Origin of the sequence: Devosia sp. XK-2 (assembly GCF_037113415.1) — a bacterium.
GTDB lineage: Bacteria > Pseudomonadota > Alphaproteobacteria > Rhizobiales > Devosiaceae > Devosia.
In genome coordinates, this window is the sequence record NZ_CP146608.1 from 1333212 (window position 1) to 1351745 (window position 18534).

The window sequence follows — 18534 nt, forward strand, 5'->3', positions numbered from 1 at the left end:
GCTGGCCCTCGGATCAAGTCCGAGGGCGGAAAAGCGCCCCTTGGCGCGCTGGACTACCCCAGCATCCACTCATGCTCTGCCGCATTGTGGAACTTCCACACCCGCTTCGGCCCGGCCATGACGTTGAGATAATAGAGATCATATCCGGCGGTCGTTGCCACCGGGTGATAACCGCGCGGCACCAGCGTCACGTCGCCATCTTCCACCGCCATGGCCTCATCCAGGCTCCGGTCATCGGTATAGACGCGCTGGAAGGCAAAGCCCTGCGGCGGGTTCATCCGGTGATAATAGGTCTCTTCCAACTGGCTTTCATGCGGAAGATTGTCCTGGTCATGCTTATGCGGCGGGTAGGACGAGGTATTGCCCTGCGGGGTGATCACCTCCACCACTAGCAAGGCATTGGCCGCGCCATCATCCTCGGGCATGATATTGTAGACATGCCGCACATTGGCGCCGGTTCCTCTGGTAATGCGCGGATGCGTGCCGGGCGCAATGACCTTGGCATGATGATCGCCACCGCCCGGCGCCGAACACACCGCCAGCTCCATCTCCGTGGTTGCATCCACAGCCCAATGCCGGCCTGCCGGCACATAAAGCGCCCAGGGCGCCCCTTCGAACGGGCTCATGCGTTCGCCCAATTCGCCGAAATCCTCGCCGTCGACGGCAAAGCGACCCTTGCCGCTCACCAGCACCAGGCACACTTCCCTCTCGCCTGTCGGCTCGCCATAGGCCTCCCCGGGCGCCAGTTTGTGCAGCCCGAAACCGACATGGCTCCAACCCGCCGTTTCCGGCGTCACATCATGGATCTTGCCGGTCTTGCTCGTCGGCCGGACGAGAAGGGGGGACTTGCTCATTTTCCATGTCCTCCTTGGGAAATTTATAGAAGAAATTCCAGGCCACATAGGCCAGGGCCGCGCCCACCAGCAGCGCCCAGAACGAGTCTCTGGTGTAGAACAGTTCCCAGCCCAGCCACAGGGCGAGGAACACCGCCACCGCCACGCGCCGCCACATGGGGCGGAACCATTTGAGGTCGTTTTCTTTCAGCGCCATGGCCGCCTCCCTACTGATTCAGTTCGGCAAGGCTTTACCACAGCCGCTTCAAAAGACTCAGTTTTTCGGAAAACCCTCGGTTTCGACCTCATAGCCGGCGGCCCTCATCACCCGCATCAGCTCCTTGTGCCCAACCTGGGCCATTTTGAGCGGCGGATTGGCGACAGGGTCCTGCTCGGCCTCGACCACGAACCAGCCCTCATAGCCGTGATCGGCCAGCCGCTGCACGATGGCCCCGAAATCGAGCGATCCATCGCCCGGCACCGTGAAGGCGCCCAGCGCCACCGCATCGAGAAAACTCTGTTTCTGCCGATCCAGTCCATCGACCACGGCGCGGCGGATATCCTTGACATGCACATGGTTGATCCGCGCATGATGCTTGTCGATGGCGCGCAACACATCGCCGCCGGCAAAGGCCAGGTGCCCGGCATCGAGCAATAGCGGAATGCCCGGACCCGAGGCCACCATAAAGGCATCCAGCTCCGGCTCGGTCTCGACCACCGCCGCCATATGATGGTGATAGCTCAGCGGCATGCCCTGCTCGGCGCACCATTCGCCAAACGCGGTCACCTTGCGCGCATAGGCCTTCATCTCGTCGTCCGAGAGCTTGGGCTTCCGCGCCAGTGGAATATCCCGCTTGCCCTGGATCGAGCGGCCCACCTCGCCATAGACGATGCAAGGCGCATTGACCGCCTTGAACAGTTCGATCATGGGCGCGATGCGGTCCTTATTGGCAGCGATATCCTCGTCCACTAGCGTGCCCGAGAACCATCCGCCACACAGCGTGACGTCGGCGGCCCTGAGAATGGGCAGCATGACCTCCGGATCGTCCGGAAAACGCCGGCCCTTTTCCATACCGGTGAACCCGGCCGAACGGGACTGCCGCAGGCATTCTTCGAGCGACACATCATCGCTCAATTCCACCAGATCGTCGTTCCACCAGGCGATGGGCGACATGCCGAGTTTGGCTTTCATCGATTGTCTCCTACCCGGCCCGTTGTGCCTTGAGCGCTTTTACATAGGCCTCACGCGCCGCATTGACCTGCGGACGCTCGCTGACTTCCGGCACCGCAACATCCCACCAATGGCCACCCTCATCGGTGGTGATCAGCGGGTCGGTGTCGATGACGAAAACATGCACGCCGCCAGCGCCCTCGCTTTGAACCAGCGCGGCCTCCAGCTCGGCCAGCGACGACACCTTGCCCGCCTTGGCGCCCATGGCGGCGGCATGCGCAGCAAAGTCCACATTGGGCATTGTCTCATGCCGCGTATCGCGGAAGAGATTGTTGAAATTGGCGCCACCCGTGGCCATTTGCAGCCGGTTGATGCAGCCATAGCCGGAATTGTCGAGCACAACGATGGTGAGCCGGATACCCAGCATGACCGCACTGACGATCTCAGAGTTCATCATCAGATAGGAGCCATCGCCCACCATGACCACGGTGTCGCTATCCGGCCGCGCCAGCGCCACGCCCAGCCCCGCCGCAATCTCGTAACCCATGGTCGAAAAACCATACTCGAGATGATAGCTGCCCGGGGCGTCGGCGCGCCAAAGCTTATGCAACTCGCCTGGCAGCCCGCCTGCCGCGCAAACCAGCGTCGCCTTGCCGCGCCCGCGCTGCACCGCACCGATAACCTGCGCGTCAGACGGCAATTCGGCATTGGATGCGGCGCGCGCCGCATCGGCCGCCTTGAGCCATTCTGTCTTGCCATTCAAGGCCTTGTCGGTCCAGGCGGAATCAACCTGCCAACCGGTCAGCGCTGCATCGAGTGCCTCCAGGCCAACCCGGGCATCGGCCACTAGCGGCAGGCCTTCATGCTTCATGGCATCGAAAACCTGCACATTGAGGCCAACGATTTTGAGGTCCTCATTCTTGAACAGCGCCCAGGACCCGGTGGTGAAATCCTGCAGCCGGGTGCCCACCGCCAGCACCACATCGGCCTCTTCGGCAAGAGCATTGGAGGCTGACGTGCCGGTTACGCCAACCGAACCCATATTGAGCTTATGGTCGTGAGGCAGGGAACTTTTCCCCGCCTGCGTCTCCATCACCGGAATGCCATGGTCCTCGGCAAAGGCAGCAAGGCTTTCGCTCGCCTCCGAATAGAGCACACCACCGCCGGCAATGATCACCGGCTTTTTCGCCAGTTTCAGTGCCGCCGCCGCAGTCGCAAATTCGTCAGCATCAGGCATGATCCGGCGCGGTACCCACACCTTTTCGGCAAAGAAGCTCTCCGGATAGTCATAGGCTTCCGCCTGCACATCCTGGCAAAGCGACAGCGTTACCGGTCCGCATTCGGCCGGGTCGGTCAGCACCTGCATGGCCCGGCGCAGCGCCGGAATGATCTGTTCTGGCCGGGTGATCCGGTCGAAATAGCGGCTGACCGGCTTGAAGCAGTCATTGGCCGAAATCGTGCCATCGCCGAAATCCTCCACCTGCTGCAGCACAGGGTCGGGCAGCCGGTTGGCAAAGACATCGCCGGGCAGCAGCAGTACTGGAATGCGGTTCACATGGGCCAGCGCTGCGGCTGTCACCATATTAAGCGCGCCCGGTCCGATGGACGAGGTACACGCCATGAAGCGGCGGCGGAAATTGGCCTTGGCATAGGCGATGGCGGCATGCGCCATACTTTGCTCGTTCTGGCCGCGAAAGGTCGGCAGCTCGTCCTTGACGGCATGCAGCGCTTCACCGACGCCGGCGACATTGCCATGCCCGAAAATGGCCCAGACCCCGCCGAAGATCGGCACGGTCTCGCCATTGATGACCGTTTTCTGCGCGCTCAAAAACCGCGCGACTGCCTGCGCCATAGTCAGGCGAATGGTATTCTGGCTCATGGCCTCTCCCAAATCTCCACCAGCGCCCCGAAGCGCTTTGCCATATCGGCAACCGCTTCTTCGTCGCTCATCTTGTTGTCCAGCCAATCGCGGGCCGCATCGGCAAATATCGTGCGTCCCACGGCAAAGCCCTTCACCGTTCGAGACGATTTTGCGATGGCAAATCCCGCCTCCAGCTCGGCCTGCGGGGCATCCAGCCCCAGTAGAACGACTCCGCGGCAATAGGGGTCGCGGTCCTCGATGACGCTGTCGATTTCCGCCCAGGCCGCCGCGCTCGGTTGCGCCTCCAGCTTCCACCAGTCCGGCTTTATGCCGGCATCGTAAACCTCGCTCAGCGCGCTCGCCACCGTGTCCTCGCCCAGTGTGCCGTGCTTGCCGGCAATGATTTCCACCAGCAATTCCCGCCCGATCTTGCGCGCCGCGTCGAAAGCCGCCCGCAGCTTGGCAATCTGCTCACGCCGCAAGTCCGCAGGGTCGTCCGGATGGAAGAAACATAGCACCTTGATGCAGTGATCTACCGGCCAGTCGATCAGTCGCGATCCCAGATCCTGGCTGAACTCGAATTGCAACGGGCGCGAGCCGGGCAGTTCAATGGGTTTTGCGACCCAGAAATCCTTGATCGCGCTGGCGGCGAAAAGCGCGTCCCGGCCATATTTGTCGTCCAGCAGCATGCCGAAGCCGTCCCGGCCACTGGCAATCTGCTTTGCCGCCTGCACGGCCAATACCTTGAAGTCGGGCAGCCGCGCCAATTTGGCGGCATCGCCTTCGGCCATATCCTCAAGCTGTGCGCGATGGTCGATGGCCAGCGCCATCAGCTTGGTTATTGCGCGTCGGCGCGTGGTCGTCCAATGCACATGGTTGATCGTCGCATCCTTGCGTAGCGCCCGTTCCGGGCTGCCCTTTTCGAGGAAGAATTGCAGCTCGTCCCATGTCGGAATTTCCGGCGCACAGAGCAGGCGCGACACGGCAAAGGCACCACAGGCATTGGCCCAGGTGGCGCTGGTCTGGTGGCTTTCACCGCGCAACCATCCGCGCAGGAAACCGCTCATGAAAGCATCGCCCGCGCCCAGGACATTATAAACTTCGATCGGAAAGCCTTGTCCCACAATACCGTCTTCCAGATCGTCCGGTATGGCGCCGTCATAGACGATGCAGCCCATGGGCCCGCGCTTCAGGACAATCACGGCGGGAGACAGAGACCGGATCGTCTTGAGCGCGGAACTGATGTCTTCGGTGCCGGCAGCAATGAGCACTTCCTCTTCCGTGCCCACGATGAGGTCGCATTCCGGCAACACGCTGCGCAACTTTTCAGACACAACGTCCGAAGCGATATAGCGGCTGTCACCGGCGTCGTGGCCGGCCAGCCCCCAGAGGTTAGGGCGGTAATCGATGTCAAAAACCACCTTGGCGCCGGCCTCGCGGGCAATGCGCATGGCCTTGCGTTGCGCCTTATTGCTCTCCGGCCTGGCGAAATGCGTGCCGGTCACCAGCACCGCGCGCGCCGAGCGGATGAAATCTTCGTCGATATCGCCTTCGTCGAGCGCCGCATCGGCACAATTGTCGCGATAAAAGATCAGCGGGAAGGATTTGTCGTTTTCCACCGAGAGCAGGACGAGCGCCGTCAACCGCTCCGGGTCCGTGACGATCCCCGCTGTTTCCACCCCTTCCCGGGCCAGTTGCTCGCGAATGAAACGGCCCATCTGCTCGTCCCCGACCCGGGTGATCAATGCCGATTTCAGGCCCAGCCGCGCCGTGCCCACGGCGATATTTGTCGGACAGCCGCCAACCGATTTGGCAAAGCTGGCAACGTCCTCCAGCCGGGTTCCGATTTGTTGCCCATAAAGGTCTACCGAGGCGCGGCCAATGGTAATGACATCAAGTGGGGCATCGGTGGTGCTGGCGGCGGCAACGGGCAAGGCGGTAACTCCACGATGGAACGACCGGCAATGAAACACAGGTTCCAGAAATTCTCAAGATAGAATATTCATTCTGCGAATGGAATGCGGCGGCGCGTCATCACCCCATGCGGCGTTTTTCCGCCACGCTGACCGTCAGGGCCATGGCAAAGGCCATGCTGGCCGATAGCGAGCGAAAGCCGGCATGATCCGCTTCAACCAGTTCAAACCAGACCCTGGAGCGGGCGGCGAGCGGCGAAAGCGCCGAATCGGTGAGGCTGACGACCGGCACACCCATTTCACTCATCATCCTGGCCTGCTCGGCGGTTTCGGCAGCATAGGGTGAGAAGCTGACCGCCAGGGCCGCATCCGATGGCTTGGCAAAGGCGAGCAGATCGTCGTCATTGCCAGCGGCTGTACTGACCAGCCGGCAGGGCACTTTGAGCTTTCCGAAGGCATAGGACATATAGGTGACGATGGGAAAACTGCGCCGGCGCGCAAGCAGATAAATCGTGTCTGCACTGGCCAACAGGGAGACGGCCTGCTCGAAAGCAGCCGGATCGATTGAGCTGGTCAGGCTTTCAAGGCTCTTGTGACCCGCGGTAACGAAGCCATTGAGGATCGAAATCCCGTCGGCCTGGGCCGTTCCCGCCGCCTCCAGGTCACGCAAGCGGTCCTCATAGCTGCTATTGCGTCCCTTGAGCCGCTCCTGAAAGAGCTGCTGCAGCCCGGAAAACCCGTCAAATCCGAAATGCTGGGCGAAACGAACCAGTGTAGAGGGCTGCACCTGCGCTGCCTGGGCGATGCTTGCGGTCGTGCCGAAGGCGATTTCATCCGGCCGTTCCAGTGCATAGCTGGCCACCTGCATCAACCGCTTTGGCAGCGTGTCGCGCCCTTCGACAATGGCGGCGCGCAAGCTGACAAAATCGCGTGGTGGAACCTGGCCGGTCATGCATGCCCCCGTGGAATGTGTGTTCCATATCTGGAACAAATCGATGGCGCCCGCAAGAAAAAGGGGCAGGATGCGATGCATCCTGCCCCCTCGACCACCGGAGTTTGGCAGCGCTATGCCGCCTGCAAACTCGCCGGGGCCCTGCGGTTCTCAACCCAATAGATGAAGATCGAAGCGCCAACGATCAGCGCGGCGCCCGGCCAGAACCACGCCGAAGGCACCTGGCCCAGCGCGATCCACCCAACGAGCCCGCTCAGCGGCACCTTGAGGTCGCCGAAGGGCTGCAGATAGGCCGCGTCGGCAACCTTATAGGCGAAGGCCAGCAGATATTGGGCCGCTGCGGTCAAAGCGCCAAGCAGCAACAGCAGCCACAGCGCATTGCCTTCAGGCAGGCTGAACGGAAAGCCCGTGGCAACGCCCGCGGGAAGAACGCCGCTCAGCGCCGTCACCGCCAGCAGGATCGCCAGATGGTTCGGTGTCATCAGCACCAATAGGGAAATGGTCAGGGTTTCGGGCGTTTCTTCGCGCGCCAGATATTTGGTCAGAATGTCGGTCGTCGCCCATAAGGCAGCGGCAATGATCGGCACCGCTGTCTGCCAGCTCAGGCCTTCCACCCCGACGCCCGAAACGATAATGGCGCCGGCAAAGCCGACAAGCGCGGCCACGATCCGTGCGCTGGATGCGCGTTCGCCCAGGAACAGCGTCGTGCCCAGGATAATGAAAAGCGGGCCGGTCGCCAGCAGCGTCACCATTTGCCAGATCGGCACGCCCGCGGCAAAGCCATAGACGAACACATGCACGCCCAACGCCGACACGAAGGCGCGGATTTCGTGGGCCAGCGGATGGCGCGTCTTGAGCTTGGAAAGCCCGATCCTGCGGATAAGGGGCAGGGCCAGAATGGAGGCAATCAGATATTGCCAGAATGCCATGCCCGTCGAACTCATGCCGAATCCGCCATATTCGATCGGCGTCGGCAGCACCGATTGCAGCGTATTGGTGCCGGCAAAGGCGAGGCTCGCCACCAGCATGAACAGCGCGCCCGATGTGGCGGCGCTATGGGAAGAAGAGGAAATCTGGCTCATCTGTCGTCCTTTCCGTAACCAGTTTCCTCAGGGTTACGGGAGACGACATGCCGAATATCGCGCAGCCATAGGCAGCGCGCGCCGGCAAAGGCGCTTGGTCCCGTTCTCTTTCATCCGGACTATGACCGTCGGCTCCGGAATTACACCGGATCTGCTGACCTCCCGATCGTCGGGAGCGCTCGCGGGCTTGGCATGTCTGCCTTTACCGCCGGTGGGGAATTTCACCCCGCCCTGAGAACAATGCAGGCGAACCTGCAATCCGACATTTAGGCCAGGGCGCTTCGTGGCGCAAGTAAGCACAAAGGTGTAACTGTGCGTCTTTCGCGAACGACACAAAAAATCTGTTCGCCTATTGGCCCCCGTCCGGCAGGCAATAGATGCCATAAAGCGTTTCGAGCACCTGCCGCACCGCCTCCGATGCCAGCGAATAATACATTTGCTGCCCGTCCCGCCTGGCCTTCACAAAGCCCAGCGCACGCAATTTGGCCAGATGTTGCGACAGCGGCGACTGCCCCAGCTGCACCCGCTCGACCAGGTCCGTGACCGTCAATTCGCTGTCCAGCAGATTGCACAGGATCAGCAACCGCTTGGCATTGCTCATCGCATCGAGCAGCCGCGTGGCTTCTTCCGCATTGGCTTCGAGCTTGTCGATTTCCATCTTGATCATATTAGAAAGTTCTTATATACGAATATACGTATCAGATATGGACGCGCTTGAACAGCCAGTTTTCAGGGAGTCTGCCGTGCACACAAATGTCGGTTCCATCGATCGCATCGTCCGAATTGTTCTCGGCCTTGCGCTCATTCTCGTCCCCCTCATCCCCAATATCCCGCTTTTCACCAATGCGGCGGCCTTTTGGGGCGCGCTGATCGTCGGGCTCATTCTGATCGTCACCGCCATCGTGCGGTTCTGTCCTCTCTACACCCTTTTTGGCCTCTCGACCCGCAAGGTATCGCGTTGATGACTGAATTTACCCCGGCGCTGTCGCTTTTCGGCGGCGCCCTTATTGGCCTTTCGGCCGTTCTGCTCATGGCTTTTCATGGCCGCATCGCCGGCATGACCGGCATTATCACCGGACTTCTGCCGCCCGCTGCAAGCGACTGGGCCTGGCGTGCCGCCTTCCTGGCCGGCGCCATAACGGCCCCCACGCTGATCATGGCCACGTCCGATCACGCCATCGCCTATGAAAGCCCGGTGCCGACGCCCTGGCTCATGATTGGTGGGCTGATCGTCGGGGTCGGCGTCTATTTCGGCTCCGGCTGCACCTCCGGCCACGGCGTCTGCGGCATGGCCCGCCTGTCGCCGCGCTCCATCGCGGCCACGGCCACCTTCATGCTCACTACTGCCATCACCGTTTTCGTCATTCGCCACATTATCGGGGGCTTGTAATGCAGCGCACTCTTATCGCCGGCATTGTCGGCCTCGTCTTTGGTACCGGCATTGCGTTTTCGGGCATGGCCAATCCAGCCAAGGTGCTCAATTTCTTCGATTTTGCCGGTACCTGGGATCCATCCCTCGGTCTGGTGATGATCGCGGCACTCGTTGTCGCCGCCATCGGCTACCGCTTCGTGCTGCGCCGCGATAAGCCGCTGCTCGACACCCGTTTCCATCTGCCCACCAACCGCAAGCTCGATACCCCGCTTCTCGCCGGTTCAGCGATATTCGGCATTGGCTGGGGCATTTCCGGTTTCTGCCCCGGCGGAGCCATCCCGGCCCTGGGCCTGGGTGAACTCTCCGCCTGGATCTTTGTTGGTTCCATGCTGGCCGGTATCGGCGCAGCGCGGACCGTCCGCCTCGCGCTGCAAACGCGCGCCACCCAGACAGCCTGATCTTTCGAGAAGGATATCATCATGGCCACTCTGCCCTTTACCCCCGACCTTTCGGCCAAGCCCGAAGTCACCGCATTCTTCGATGCGCCGACCAACACCATTTCCTATGTGGTGAAAGACCCCAATTCGGCCTCCTGCGCTGTGATCGACTCGGTCATGGACATAGACTACGCCGCCGGTCGCATCACTTATGATGGCGCCGACGAGATCATCGCCTTCATCGAGAAGCACAATCTCAAGCTCGAATGGCTGATCGAGACCCATGTCCATGCCGATCACCTCTCGGCTGCGCCCTATATCCAGGGCAAGCTGGGTGGCAAGCTGGGCATTGGCGAGAACATCACCATCGTCCAGGACACCTTCGGCAAGGTCTTCAACGAAGGCACCGAATTCCAGCGCGATGGCAGCCAGTTCGATCGCCTGTTCAAGGATGGCGACAGCTACCAGATCGGCGGGCTGACCGTCCATGTCATGCACACGCCCGGCCACACCCCGGCCTGCATGACCCATGTGGTGGGCGATGCCGCCTTTGTGGGCGACACGCTGTTCATGCCCGATGGTGGCTCGGCCCGCGCCGACTTCCCCGGCGGCGACGCGCGCACGCTCTACCGTTCCATCCAGCGCGTGCTGTCTCTGCCGCGCAAAACGCGCCTGTTCATGTGCCACGACTACGGCCCGAATGGTCGCGACATCCAGTGGGAAACCACGGTTGGCGATGAGATCGACCACAACATTCATGTGGGTCGCGGCACTGACGAGGACACCTTCGTCAAGATGCGCGAGGCACGCGACGCCACGCTCGCCATGCCCAAGCTCATTATTCCGTCCCTGCAGGTCAATATGCGCGCCGGCCAGCTGCCACCCAAGGACAAGGACGGCAAGACCTATCTCAAGGTTCCAGTCAACGGCCTGTAGTCGCCCGTTCCGACAGGCCGGAGCCTCCCTCCGCTGCCCTGCGGGGCGAGGCGACCTTCAAAAAGGAAACCCTCATGTTTTCATTCTTCAAACCCAGGACCAACACCATGAACGTTCGCAAGATCGACGACAATTTCGCCGTCACCGGCCAGATCACTCCAGATCAGGTCAAGGCGGTCTCCGAGGCCGGCTTCAAGTCCATTGTCTGTGCCCGCCCCGACAATGAAGAGTTCGGCCAGCCCAGCTTCGATGCTGTGGCCCGCGCCGCCGAGGCCGAAGGCATCCAGATCGTGCATATCCCGGTTTCCGGCGGTCTGGGCGAAGGCCAGATCATCCGCTTCCACGATGCCTGGTCGAAAATGCCCAAGCCCATGCTCGGCTACTGCCGCTCCGGCGCCCGCGCCGGCAGCCTGCACGCCACGCTGAGCCGCTGATCCGATCCTCCAATGTCCCTGCCGCTCCCGGGCGGCGGGGACACCCGCTGCCCCAGACAAGAAGACCAATGAAGCTCAAGACCTACCTGCCCATTCTCGATTGGGGCCGGCGCTATAACCGGCAAACGCTGACCAGCGATCTGATCGCCGCGCTCATCGTCACCATCATGCTCATCCCGCAATCCCTGGCCTATGCCCTTTTGGCCGGCCTGCCGCCGGAAGTGGGTCTGTATGCTTCGGTCCTGCCGCTGGTGGCCTATGCCATTTTCGGCACGTCGAGCGCCCTGGCCGTGGGGCCGGTGGCGGTTGTGTCTCTGATGACGGCCGCCGCCGTCGGGCGCGTCGCCGCCCAGGGCAGTGCCGATTACGCCAGCGCTGCCGTCCTTTTGGCGGCCCTGTCCGGCCTGATGCTGTTGGGCATGGGTCTGTTCCGGCTCGGCTTTGTCGCCAATTTCCTGTCCCATCCGGTCATTTCCGGATTCATCACGGCCTCGGGCCTGATCATCGCCACCAGCCAGTTGGGCGGCATCCTCGGCATCAAGACCGAGGGACATGCCATGCCCGAATTGCTGGGCTCGATCTGGGCGCATATCGGTCAGCTCAACGTCTATACACTTGCCGTTGGTCTGGTTTCGCTGGGCCTGCTGCTATGGATTCGCTACGACCTCAAGAACTGGCTGGCCCGTTTCGGCATTTCCAAGGGCGTTGCCACCATTGTGGTCCGCGCCGGTCCCGTGCTGGTCGTCTTTCTCACCATGGCCTGGTCGGCCCTGTTCGACCTTAAGGGCAAGGGTGTCGCGCTGGTGGGCGATGTGCCTCAGGGCCTGCCCATGCTGTCGCTGCCCAGCTTTAATCTCGACACCATCCAGGCCCTCGCCGTTCCCGCCCTCATCATCTCCATTGTCGGCTTTGTCGAGTCGATCTCGGTGGCGCAGACCCTGGCCGCCAAACGCCGCGAGCGCATCTCGCCCGATCAGGAATTGATCGGCCTGGGCGCTTCCAATATCGCGGCGGCCATTGGCGGCGGCTATCCGGTTACCGGCGGCTTCGCGCGTTCGGTGGTCAATTTCGATGCGGGCGCTGCAACCCCGGCGGCCGGGGCCTTCACTGCCATCGGTATTGCCCTGGCTACGCTTCTGCTCACCCCGTTCCTGGCCGTCCTGCCCAAGGCGACATTGGCCGCCACCATCGTGGTTGCCGTCCTGACCTTGGTAGATTTCGCCATTCTCAAGCGGGCATGGACTTATTCCAGGGCCGATTTCATCGCCGTCGCGCTCACCCTGTTGGGCACGCTGATCTTCGGGGTGGAAACCGGCATCGCCCTGGGCGTCGGCGCTTCGATCCTGATCTTCCTTTATCGCTCCTCGCGACCGCACGCGGCCATTGTGGGGCAGGTGCCCGGTACCGAGCACTTCCGCAATATCAAGCGCCATCAGGTCCAGACCACGCCCGGCGTGCTCTCCATTCGCATCGATGAAAGCCTCTATTTCGCCAATGCCCGCTATCTTGAAGATCTGGTGACCGATCGTGTGGCCCAAAATCCGGGCCTGAGCGACGTGGTTCTCATGTGCTCGGCGGTCAATGCCATCGATATGTCGGCCCTCGAGAGCTTGGAGGCGATCCGCCATCACCTCGATGATATGGGCGTCCGCCTGCATCTCTCCGAGGTCAAGGGCCCGGTCATGGACCGTCTGGTGGGCACCGAATTCCTCGAGCATCTGGCTGGCCGCGTTCATCTCAGCCAGCATCAGGCCATGCAGGCGATCCTTGCCGAAAGGACGCAAACGCGAGCGCCATGTGATGCAGATCAAGATGTGTCGGTTCGCGCCGCGCAATAATCAGTCATCTTAGGAGGAACAGATGGCACACATCGTCGTTTTGGGGGCCGGTCTCGGGGGCACGATCATGGCCTACGAGCTGCGCGAGGCACTTGGCCGCGAGCACCGCATCTCAGTGGTCAACAAGGGCACGCGGTTCAGCTTTGTGCCCTCCAATCCCTGGGTTGCAGTCGGCTGGCGCGACCGCAATGCCATCGAGGTCGATCTCGAACCGGTATTCGCCAAGCACCATATCAACTTCTACCCGCAAGGCGCGGAACGGCTTCACCCGAAGGACAAGCGGATCCAGTTGATGGATGGGCAATCCCTGGATTACGATTATCTGGTCATCGCCACCGGCCCCGAACTGGCCTTTGACGAAATTCCCGGCTTTGGGCCGGGCGGGTTGACGCAATCGGTTTGCCACATCGACCACGCCCTGGGCGCCAGGGAGGCATTCGATCGCCTGGTGGCCAATCCGGGTCCCGTGATCATTGGCGCAGTCCAGGGCGCGTCCTGCTTTGGCCCGGCCTATGAATTCGCCTTCATTCTCGACAAGGCCCTGCGGGACGCCAAGGTTCGCGACCGCGTGCCGATGACATTCGTGACCTCCGAACCCTATATCGGCCATCTTGGCCTCGACGGTGTCGGCGACACCAAGGGCCTGCTGGAAAGCGAGATGCGGCAGCGGCACATTCGCTTCATCACCAATGCCCGGGTCGACAAGTTTCAGGATGGAACCGCCTTTGTCAGCGAGATTGCCGACGACGGTAGCGTCAAGGGCGGGCACGAGCTTGCCTTCACCTACGCCATGATGCTGCCCGCCTTCCGCGGCGTTGCTGCGGTCCGGGACATCGAAGGGCTGACCAATCCGCGGGGTTTCATTCTGGCCGACAAGCATCAGCGCAACCCGGCTTTCCCCGACATCTTCTCCATCGGCGTTTGTGTCGCCATCCCGCCGGTTGGCAAGACGCCCGTGCCCGTCGGTGTCCCCAAGACCGGCTTCATGATCGAATCCATGGTCACGGCTAGTACGCAGAACATCGCCGCGCTGATCGCCGGCAAGGACGCAACAGCCGTGCCGAGCTGGAACGCCGTTTGCCTCGCCGATTTCGGCGACGGGGGTGTAGCATTCATCGCCCAGCCACAAATTCCGCCGCGCAATGTCAATTGGTCCAGCTCCGGCCTTTGGGTCCACGCAGCCAAGGTCGGTTTTGAGAAATACTTCCTGCACAAAGTGCGGTCCGGGCAGTCCGAGCCATTCTATGAAAAGCTGGCCCTGCAAATGCTGGGCATCGATAAACTCAAGGCCGTTCAGCACGAACAGGGTTAGAGCGTGTGCAGGAGAAGTGCGTAGCGGTTTTCCGGTTCAAACACGTGATAAAATAAAGGGTTAGAGCAGGTCGGGTGAGTCCGTTTCCACCCGGCCTGCCATAAGGACAAGGCAAATGACCAATATTGTCTGCGCTCATTGTGGCTCGATCAACCGTCTCCCGGAGGATCGCGATCCCCTCGGTGCTCGTTGCGGCAAATGCGGCGCGTCCCTGTTCGAGGCGTCGCCACCTGATGTCAGCGGCCAGAACCTGGATCGCCAGATACAGCGATCCTCTATCCCCGTTATCGTCGATGTCTGGGCCCCGTGGTGCGGCCCTTGCCGCGTCATGGGTCCGCAATTTGAAGCGGCGGCACAAGAAGCCCAGCCCGCCCTGCGCTTTGTCAAATTGAACTCAGATGCAAACCAGGACTTTTCCGCGCGTGCCGGCATCCGAGGCATTCCCACAATGCTGCTGTTTCACAACGGTCAGGAGCTAGGGCGTGTGTCCGGAGCTATGTCCAGCAAGGACATTCTGGCCTGGGCCCGTTCGCAATTGGCTGGGCACTAGACGTTTTCAGCAAAAGCGCGACAAGACATGGCGTTGGAGCTCCCGTTCTGATGCAATCAGAACAGGAAGTGTTCTAGCGCGTTTCACGTTCAGCCTCATCACCGGCCCTCCCCTTGAGGGGAGGGCGATAGAACAGGATCGGCCTGAACGGGAAGCGCTCCAGGAGTGCGCCCCGCCAAAAAATGCCTTGCAAATGTGCATGCAGCAATTAAACAAGGAATGTCTTGTTTAATTGGGTTGGCGTCATGTCTGATACCGTTGACGGCCGTTGGGCCGAAATTTTTAGTCCCCGCTACCTGGCGGTGACCACCATTCTGGCGTTGGGCGTTTCTCTTTTTGCATTTAATGCATTTTTGTCGGCCACTGCATTGCCCTCGGCTGTTCAGGAATTGGGCGGCTTAGAGGTAATATCCTGGGCCACCACGCTCTATCTGGTTTTTGCCATCGTCGGTGGGGCGGCGGCGGCGCTGGTCAAGCGTCGCCTCGGTTCGCGTTGGGCCTTGATTGGCCTTGCGGCCGTGTTTCTGGTCGGCACACTGATCGCCGCCAGTGCCGCCTCCATGCAGCAGGTCCTGGTCGGGCGGGCTATTCAGGGTTTCGGGGAGGGTGTCGTCGCGGCGCTCTGCTTTGCCCTGATTCCAGAGCTTTTCCCCAGCCGGCTGGTGCCCAAGGTCTTCGGCATGCAGGCTGTCGTGTGGGCTGTTGCCGCCTTTGGCGGACCGGCCGGGGCAGGGGCCTTGACCGAATTGATTTCCTGGCGCGCCGCCTTCCTTATCAATGTGCCCTTGGTCCTGATCTTCGCCACCATGGTGATCCTGGTCGTGCCGCAGGGCCAGAAGGCGCTCGACAAATCCGGATTTCCGGGTCTGCGGCTGGCCGTGATTGGTACGGGCACCATGCTGGTGGCGCTGGCCGCCATTGTGCCGCCCACCCCTGCGGCCCTGCTGCTCGTGGCGGCACTGATCGTCCTGGCCATTGCCGTCTGGCTTGATCGCCGCAGCGATGAGCGGCTGATGCCGCCCGATGCCTTCTCTCTCAAGACGGCCGTTGGGTCGGGCCTTTGGCTCTTCCTGCTCATGCCCATCGCGGGCGCAGCCAGCGCGGTTTATCTGGTCCTGTTGCTCCAGCAGCTCTGGGGCTATGGCCCCACGCTTTCCGCAGCCATTGGCGCCGTCATGGCCATTGGCTGGAGCAGTTCGTCGGTAACGGTCGCCAATGTGCGCAAGCGCGCCACCCGGCGCGTCCTCATCCGCACCGGCCCCATCCTGCTCGCTCTGGGCATGCTTGGGGTTCTGATTGCACTGGAAACCACGCAGCTACCGCTTCTGATCGTCGGCCAATTGGCTATCGGCATGGGCTTTGGCATTTCCAATGGCTACATCATGCTCACCATCATGGAAGCCAGCACCGATGCCGAGCGCGATCGGACCTCGGCTCTGCTGCCGACAACCCAGTCCGCCGGCAATGCTCTTGGCGCAGCCTTGGCGGGCGTCGCCGCCAATGCCGCCGGCTATGCCCAGGCCAGTGGTCAGGGAGAAATCCTCGCCGCCATCGTGCCGCTCTTTCTCATGGCGGTGGGCTTTGCGGTGCTGGCCTGGCTGGCGGCGCTGCGCATGGTGCAATTGGCCAAGCAGACGCCAATCGCCGAATTCGCCAGCGAGTGAACGAGGGCGTTCAGACCGCTATTCGCTCCAATAGAAAAGGCCCCGGATCGCTCCGGGGCCTTTTGTTCGGTTAGCCCTGTTCCAGCCAGACAACCTGCTCTGGTGTCAGCTTGATCTCAAAGGCCTTAAGACTGTCTTCTAGTTCAATGATCCGGCGCGGTCCGATCAATGGCACGCTTGGAAAGGGTTGGGCCAGCACATAGGCCAGCGCAATGTGGATCGGCGAGTGACCCAACTGCCTGCCCAGTTCAATGGCCCGGTCGCGCCGACCAAAGTTCTGGTCATTGTACCAGCAACGAACCAGTTCCTCATTGTCGCGTTTGTCCCGTCCGGCAAGCTCGGTAAAGAACCCGCGCGCCTGGCTCGACCACGAGAAATTGGTCACCTGCCGGTCAATCAGCCATTGCTTGAAGTCTGGTGTCGATGCGGTTACGCATCCCGCCCAGATCGGGTCCAGCATTTCAGCCAAAGCGAAATTGTTCGACAAGGCCTGCGGCGCCGTCTTGCCATTGGCACTGGCATAGGCAATCGCTTCGTCCATGCGCTCCTTGGTCCAGTTCGAGCCGCCATAGGGACCACGAATGCGCCCGGCCTGCACCTCCGCATCCATCGCGTCGACGAATTCGCCCACCGGAACATCGAGATTATCGCGGTGCATGAAGTAGATATCGACATAATCGGTCTGCAGCCGATCGAGCGACTGGGTGAGTTGCTTGGCGATGACGTCAGGATAAACCAGCGGCGAATGGGCGCCCTTGCCGATCACCACGGCCTCTTCGCGCACGCCGCTCCGCTTCTGCCACTCGCCCCAGAGCTTTTCGGTATAGCCGCCGCCATAGATGAAGGCGGTATCGAAGATATTTCCGCCTTTTTCCCAGAAGGCGTCGAGCAGGATGGCACCGGAGGAGAAGGTCTTGAAATCTTCAAAGCCCAGAGCGACGGCCGACGCCTGCTTGGAGAGACCCGGAATGTTGCGCTTGGGAATGATCCCTGCATTGGCGCCCAGCTTGCGATTGTCCAGCGTATGCACGCGGTTGACCGATTTTTCGACCGAAAATTCGATACCGGCGTCTGCGCGCCATTTGTCGAGCACCCGCAGATTGCCCAGCGTATCGGCCCAGCTCATACCCGGTGCATCGAATTCCTGCTTGCCGGCCAGAATAGCCAGTGAAGCCGCCTCGGCCTCATAAGAATAAAGGTGCGGCTGCGCGCGAACGCTGATGGTTTCGGTCTTGCCGCCCTTGATGACATCGATCCGGCCAAGCCCCTGATCGCGATTACCGTTGGCGAACCAGAATTCCGGCACCTCGATCCGGCCCTCGGACCCATGAATGCGCAGAACATTGTCGAGATTAGCCATCACCGCGCAGCTGACCTGTGCGACAGTGCCATTCTCAAAGCTCAGCATGGCCGCGGCCCAATCGTCCGTGCCCTCGGCATTGAGCGTGGCGGCCCCTGAGACTTTGACAGGATCGGCAAAGGGCTTGCCCATCGCCGCGCCGGCGATCAACCGTGCCATCGAAACCGGGTAGCATCCCACATCCATGATGCCGCCGCCGGCCAGCGCCGAGGCAAACAGCCGGTGTTCGGGCTGGAACTTGCCCATCGAGAAGCCGAAGCTCGACTGGATCATCCGGACATCGCCGATGACGCCGGACTGGATCAGTTCGATCAGTTTTGCCGCCTGCGGATGCACCCGATACATGAAGGCCTCGCCGGCAAACGTCCCGGCCTTGCGATGCGCATGAAACACGGCGTCGGCCTCATGGGCCGATAGGGCAAATGGCTTTTCCACCAATACATGTTTTCCGGCCTCGGCGGCCTTGATCGCCCATTCCGCGTGGCCCGTATGCGGCACCGCGATATAGACCGCGTCGACATCCTTGTCCGCCAGCAGGGCCTCGTAGCCGTGCACGATCCGCGCTTCGGGGAAGGTTTCCTTCAGGCCCGGCCGGTCTGGATTGCGTGTGGCAATCGCAGCCAGCACTCCGTGCTGACTGTCATTCAGGCCGCCGCGGAAAGCCTTGGCAATGCTGCCCGGGCCGATAATGCCCCAGCGGATCTTGGTATCGGTCATATCATTTCCTCGATCTATGCCGGAGCGTTGTCCGGCCGGCGCGAACAGCTTGTCCAAAGACAAGCTTTTCAATTGCTCTTGCGCCATGTGATTTCTAAGTTA

18 protein-coding genes and 1 riboswitch are annotated in these 18534 nt (G+C 61.5%); of the genes, 9 read left to right on the top strand and 9 right to left on the bottom strand.

From position 1 onward, the window contains the following. Positions 1–53: 53 nt before the first annotated feature. From iolB to V8Z65_RS06455, 8 genes are all read right to left on the bottom strand, one after another. Positions 54–854 carry a 5-deoxy-glucuronate isomerase gene (iolB, locus tag V8Z65_RS06420; RefSeq protein ID WP_338723280.1) on the bottom strand — a complete coding sequence of 267 codons (801 nt, stop codon included), beginning with the start codon at positions 852–854 and terminating at the stop codon, positions 54–56. Next, entirely contained in the window at positions 799–1050 is a 252-nt protein-coding gene (locus V8Z65_RS06425) for a hypothetical protein (protein ID WP_338723281.1), read from the bottom strand. Before V8Z65_RS06425 ends, iolB begins: the two co-directional genes overlap by 56 nt. A 57-nt stretch (positions 1051–1107) precedes the next feature. Further along, the gene (gene iolE / locus V8Z65_RS06430; protein WP_338723282.1) at positions 1108–2025 is read right to left on the bottom strand and encodes a myo-inosose-2 dehydratase; all 918 of its coding nucleotides are present in this window, start codon (positions 2023–2025) and stop codon (positions 1108–1110) included. 10 nt (positions 2026–2035) lie between these two features. Continuing rightward, positions 2036–3883: a 3D-(3,5/4)-trihydroxycyclohexane-1,2-dione acylhydrolase (decyclizing) gene (gene iolD / locus V8Z65_RS06435; RefSeq protein ID WP_338723284.1), complete on the bottom strand. Its 1848-nt coding sequence runs from the start codon at positions 3881–3883 to the stop codon at positions 2036–2038. Further along, a complete protein-coding gene (iolC, locus tag V8Z65_RS06440) occupies positions 3880–5799 on the bottom strand; it encodes a 5-dehydro-2-deoxygluconokinase (protein ID WP_338723286.1) in 1920 nt (639 codons plus the stop codon). Before iolC ends, iolD begins: the two co-directional genes overlap by 4 nt. A 100-nt stretch (positions 5800–5899) precedes the next feature. Beyond that, the gene (locus tag V8Z65_RS06445; RefSeq protein WP_338723287.1) at positions 5900–6730 is read right to left on the bottom strand and encodes a MurR/RpiR family transcriptional regulator; all 831 of its coding nucleotides are present in this window, start codon (positions 6728–6730) and stop codon (positions 5900–5902) included. A gap of 113 nt (positions 6731–6843) precedes the next feature. Beyond that, the gene (locus tag V8Z65_RS06450; protein WP_338723289.1) at positions 6844–7812 is read right to left on the bottom strand and encodes a DMT family transporter; all 969 of its coding nucleotides are present in this window, start codon (positions 7810–7812) and stop codon (positions 6844–6846) included. A gap of 98 nt (positions 7813–7910) precedes the next feature. Then, positions 7911–8055, bottom strand: a riboswitch (FMN riboswitch). A gap of 106 nt (positions 8056–8161) precedes the next feature. Next, positions 8162–8479, bottom strand: coding sequence for a metalloregulator ArsR/SmtB family transcription factor (locus V8Z65_RS06455; RefSeq protein ID WP_338723290.1), 318 nt, complete (start codon positions 8477–8479; stop codon positions 8162–8164). 76 nt (positions 8480–8555) lie between these two features. Between V8Z65_RS06455 and V8Z65_RS06460 the strand changes: the two genes are divergently transcribed. From V8Z65_RS06460 to V8Z65_RS06500, 9 genes are all read left to right on the top strand, one after another. Further along, entirely contained in the window at positions 8556–8774 is a 219-nt protein-coding gene (locus V8Z65_RS06460) for a DUF2892 domain-containing protein (protein ID WP_338723291.1), read from the top strand. Beyond that, positions 8774–9202 (top strand): YeeE/YedE family protein, encoded by a 429-nt coding sequence (locus V8Z65_RS06465; RefSeq protein ID WP_338723292.1) that lies wholly within the window; start codon positions 8774–8776, stop codon positions 9200–9202. Before V8Z65_RS06460 ends, V8Z65_RS06465 begins: the two co-directional genes overlap by 1 nt. Next, the gene (locus V8Z65_RS06470) at positions 9202–9642 is read left to right on the top strand and encodes a DUF6691 family protein (RefSeq protein ID WP_338723294.1); all 441 of its coding nucleotides are present in this window, start codon (positions 9202–9204) and stop codon (positions 9640–9642) included. Before V8Z65_RS06465 ends, V8Z65_RS06470 begins: the two co-directional genes overlap by 1 nt. Positions 9643–9663: 21 nt before the next feature. Beyond that, positions 9664–10557 carry an MBL fold metallo-hydrolase gene (locus V8Z65_RS06475; protein ID WP_338723295.1) on the top strand — a complete coding sequence of 298 codons (894 nt, stop codon included), beginning with the start codon at positions 9664–9666 and terminating at the stop codon, positions 10555–10557. Between the two features lie 107 nt (positions 10558–10664). Beyond that, positions 10665–10991, top strand: a complete 327-nt coding sequence (locus V8Z65_RS06480; RefSeq protein WP_338723296.1) for a sulfur transferase domain-containing protein — start codon at positions 10665–10667, stop codon at positions 10989–10991. Positions 10992–11059: 68 nt separating this feature from the next. Continuing rightward, positions 11060–12829 (top strand): sulfate permease, encoded by a 1770-nt coding sequence (sulP, locus tag V8Z65_RS06485; protein ID WP_338723297.1) that lies wholly within the window; start codon positions 11060–11062, stop codon positions 12827–12829. A gap of 22 nt (positions 12830–12851) precedes the next feature. Then, a complete protein-coding gene (locus V8Z65_RS06490; RefSeq protein ID WP_338723298.1) occupies positions 12852–14141 on the top strand; it encodes an FAD-dependent oxidoreductase in 1290 nt (429 codons plus the stop codon). Positions 14142–14256: 115 nt separating this feature from the next. Further along, positions 14257–14691, top strand: coding sequence for a thioredoxin TrxC (gene trxC, locus V8Z65_RS06495; RefSeq protein ID WP_338723299.1), 435 nt, complete (start codon positions 14257–14259; stop codon positions 14689–14691). Positions 14692–14936: 245 nt separating this feature from the next. Next, on the top strand, positions 14937–16355 hold the full coding sequence (locus V8Z65_RS06500; protein ID WP_338723300.1) for an MFS transporter: 1419 nt from the start codon (positions 14937–14939) through the stop codon (positions 16353–16355). Between the two features lie 70 nt (positions 16356–16425). Here the strand turns inward: V8Z65_RS06500 and V8Z65_RS06505 are convergent, their stop codons facing one another. Beyond that, positions 16426–18432 (bottom strand): aldo/keto reductase, encoded by a 2007-nt coding sequence (locus V8Z65_RS06505; protein ID WP_338723301.1) that lies wholly within the window; start codon positions 18430–18432, stop codon positions 16426–16428. Positions 18433–18534 lie beyond the last annotated feature (102 nt).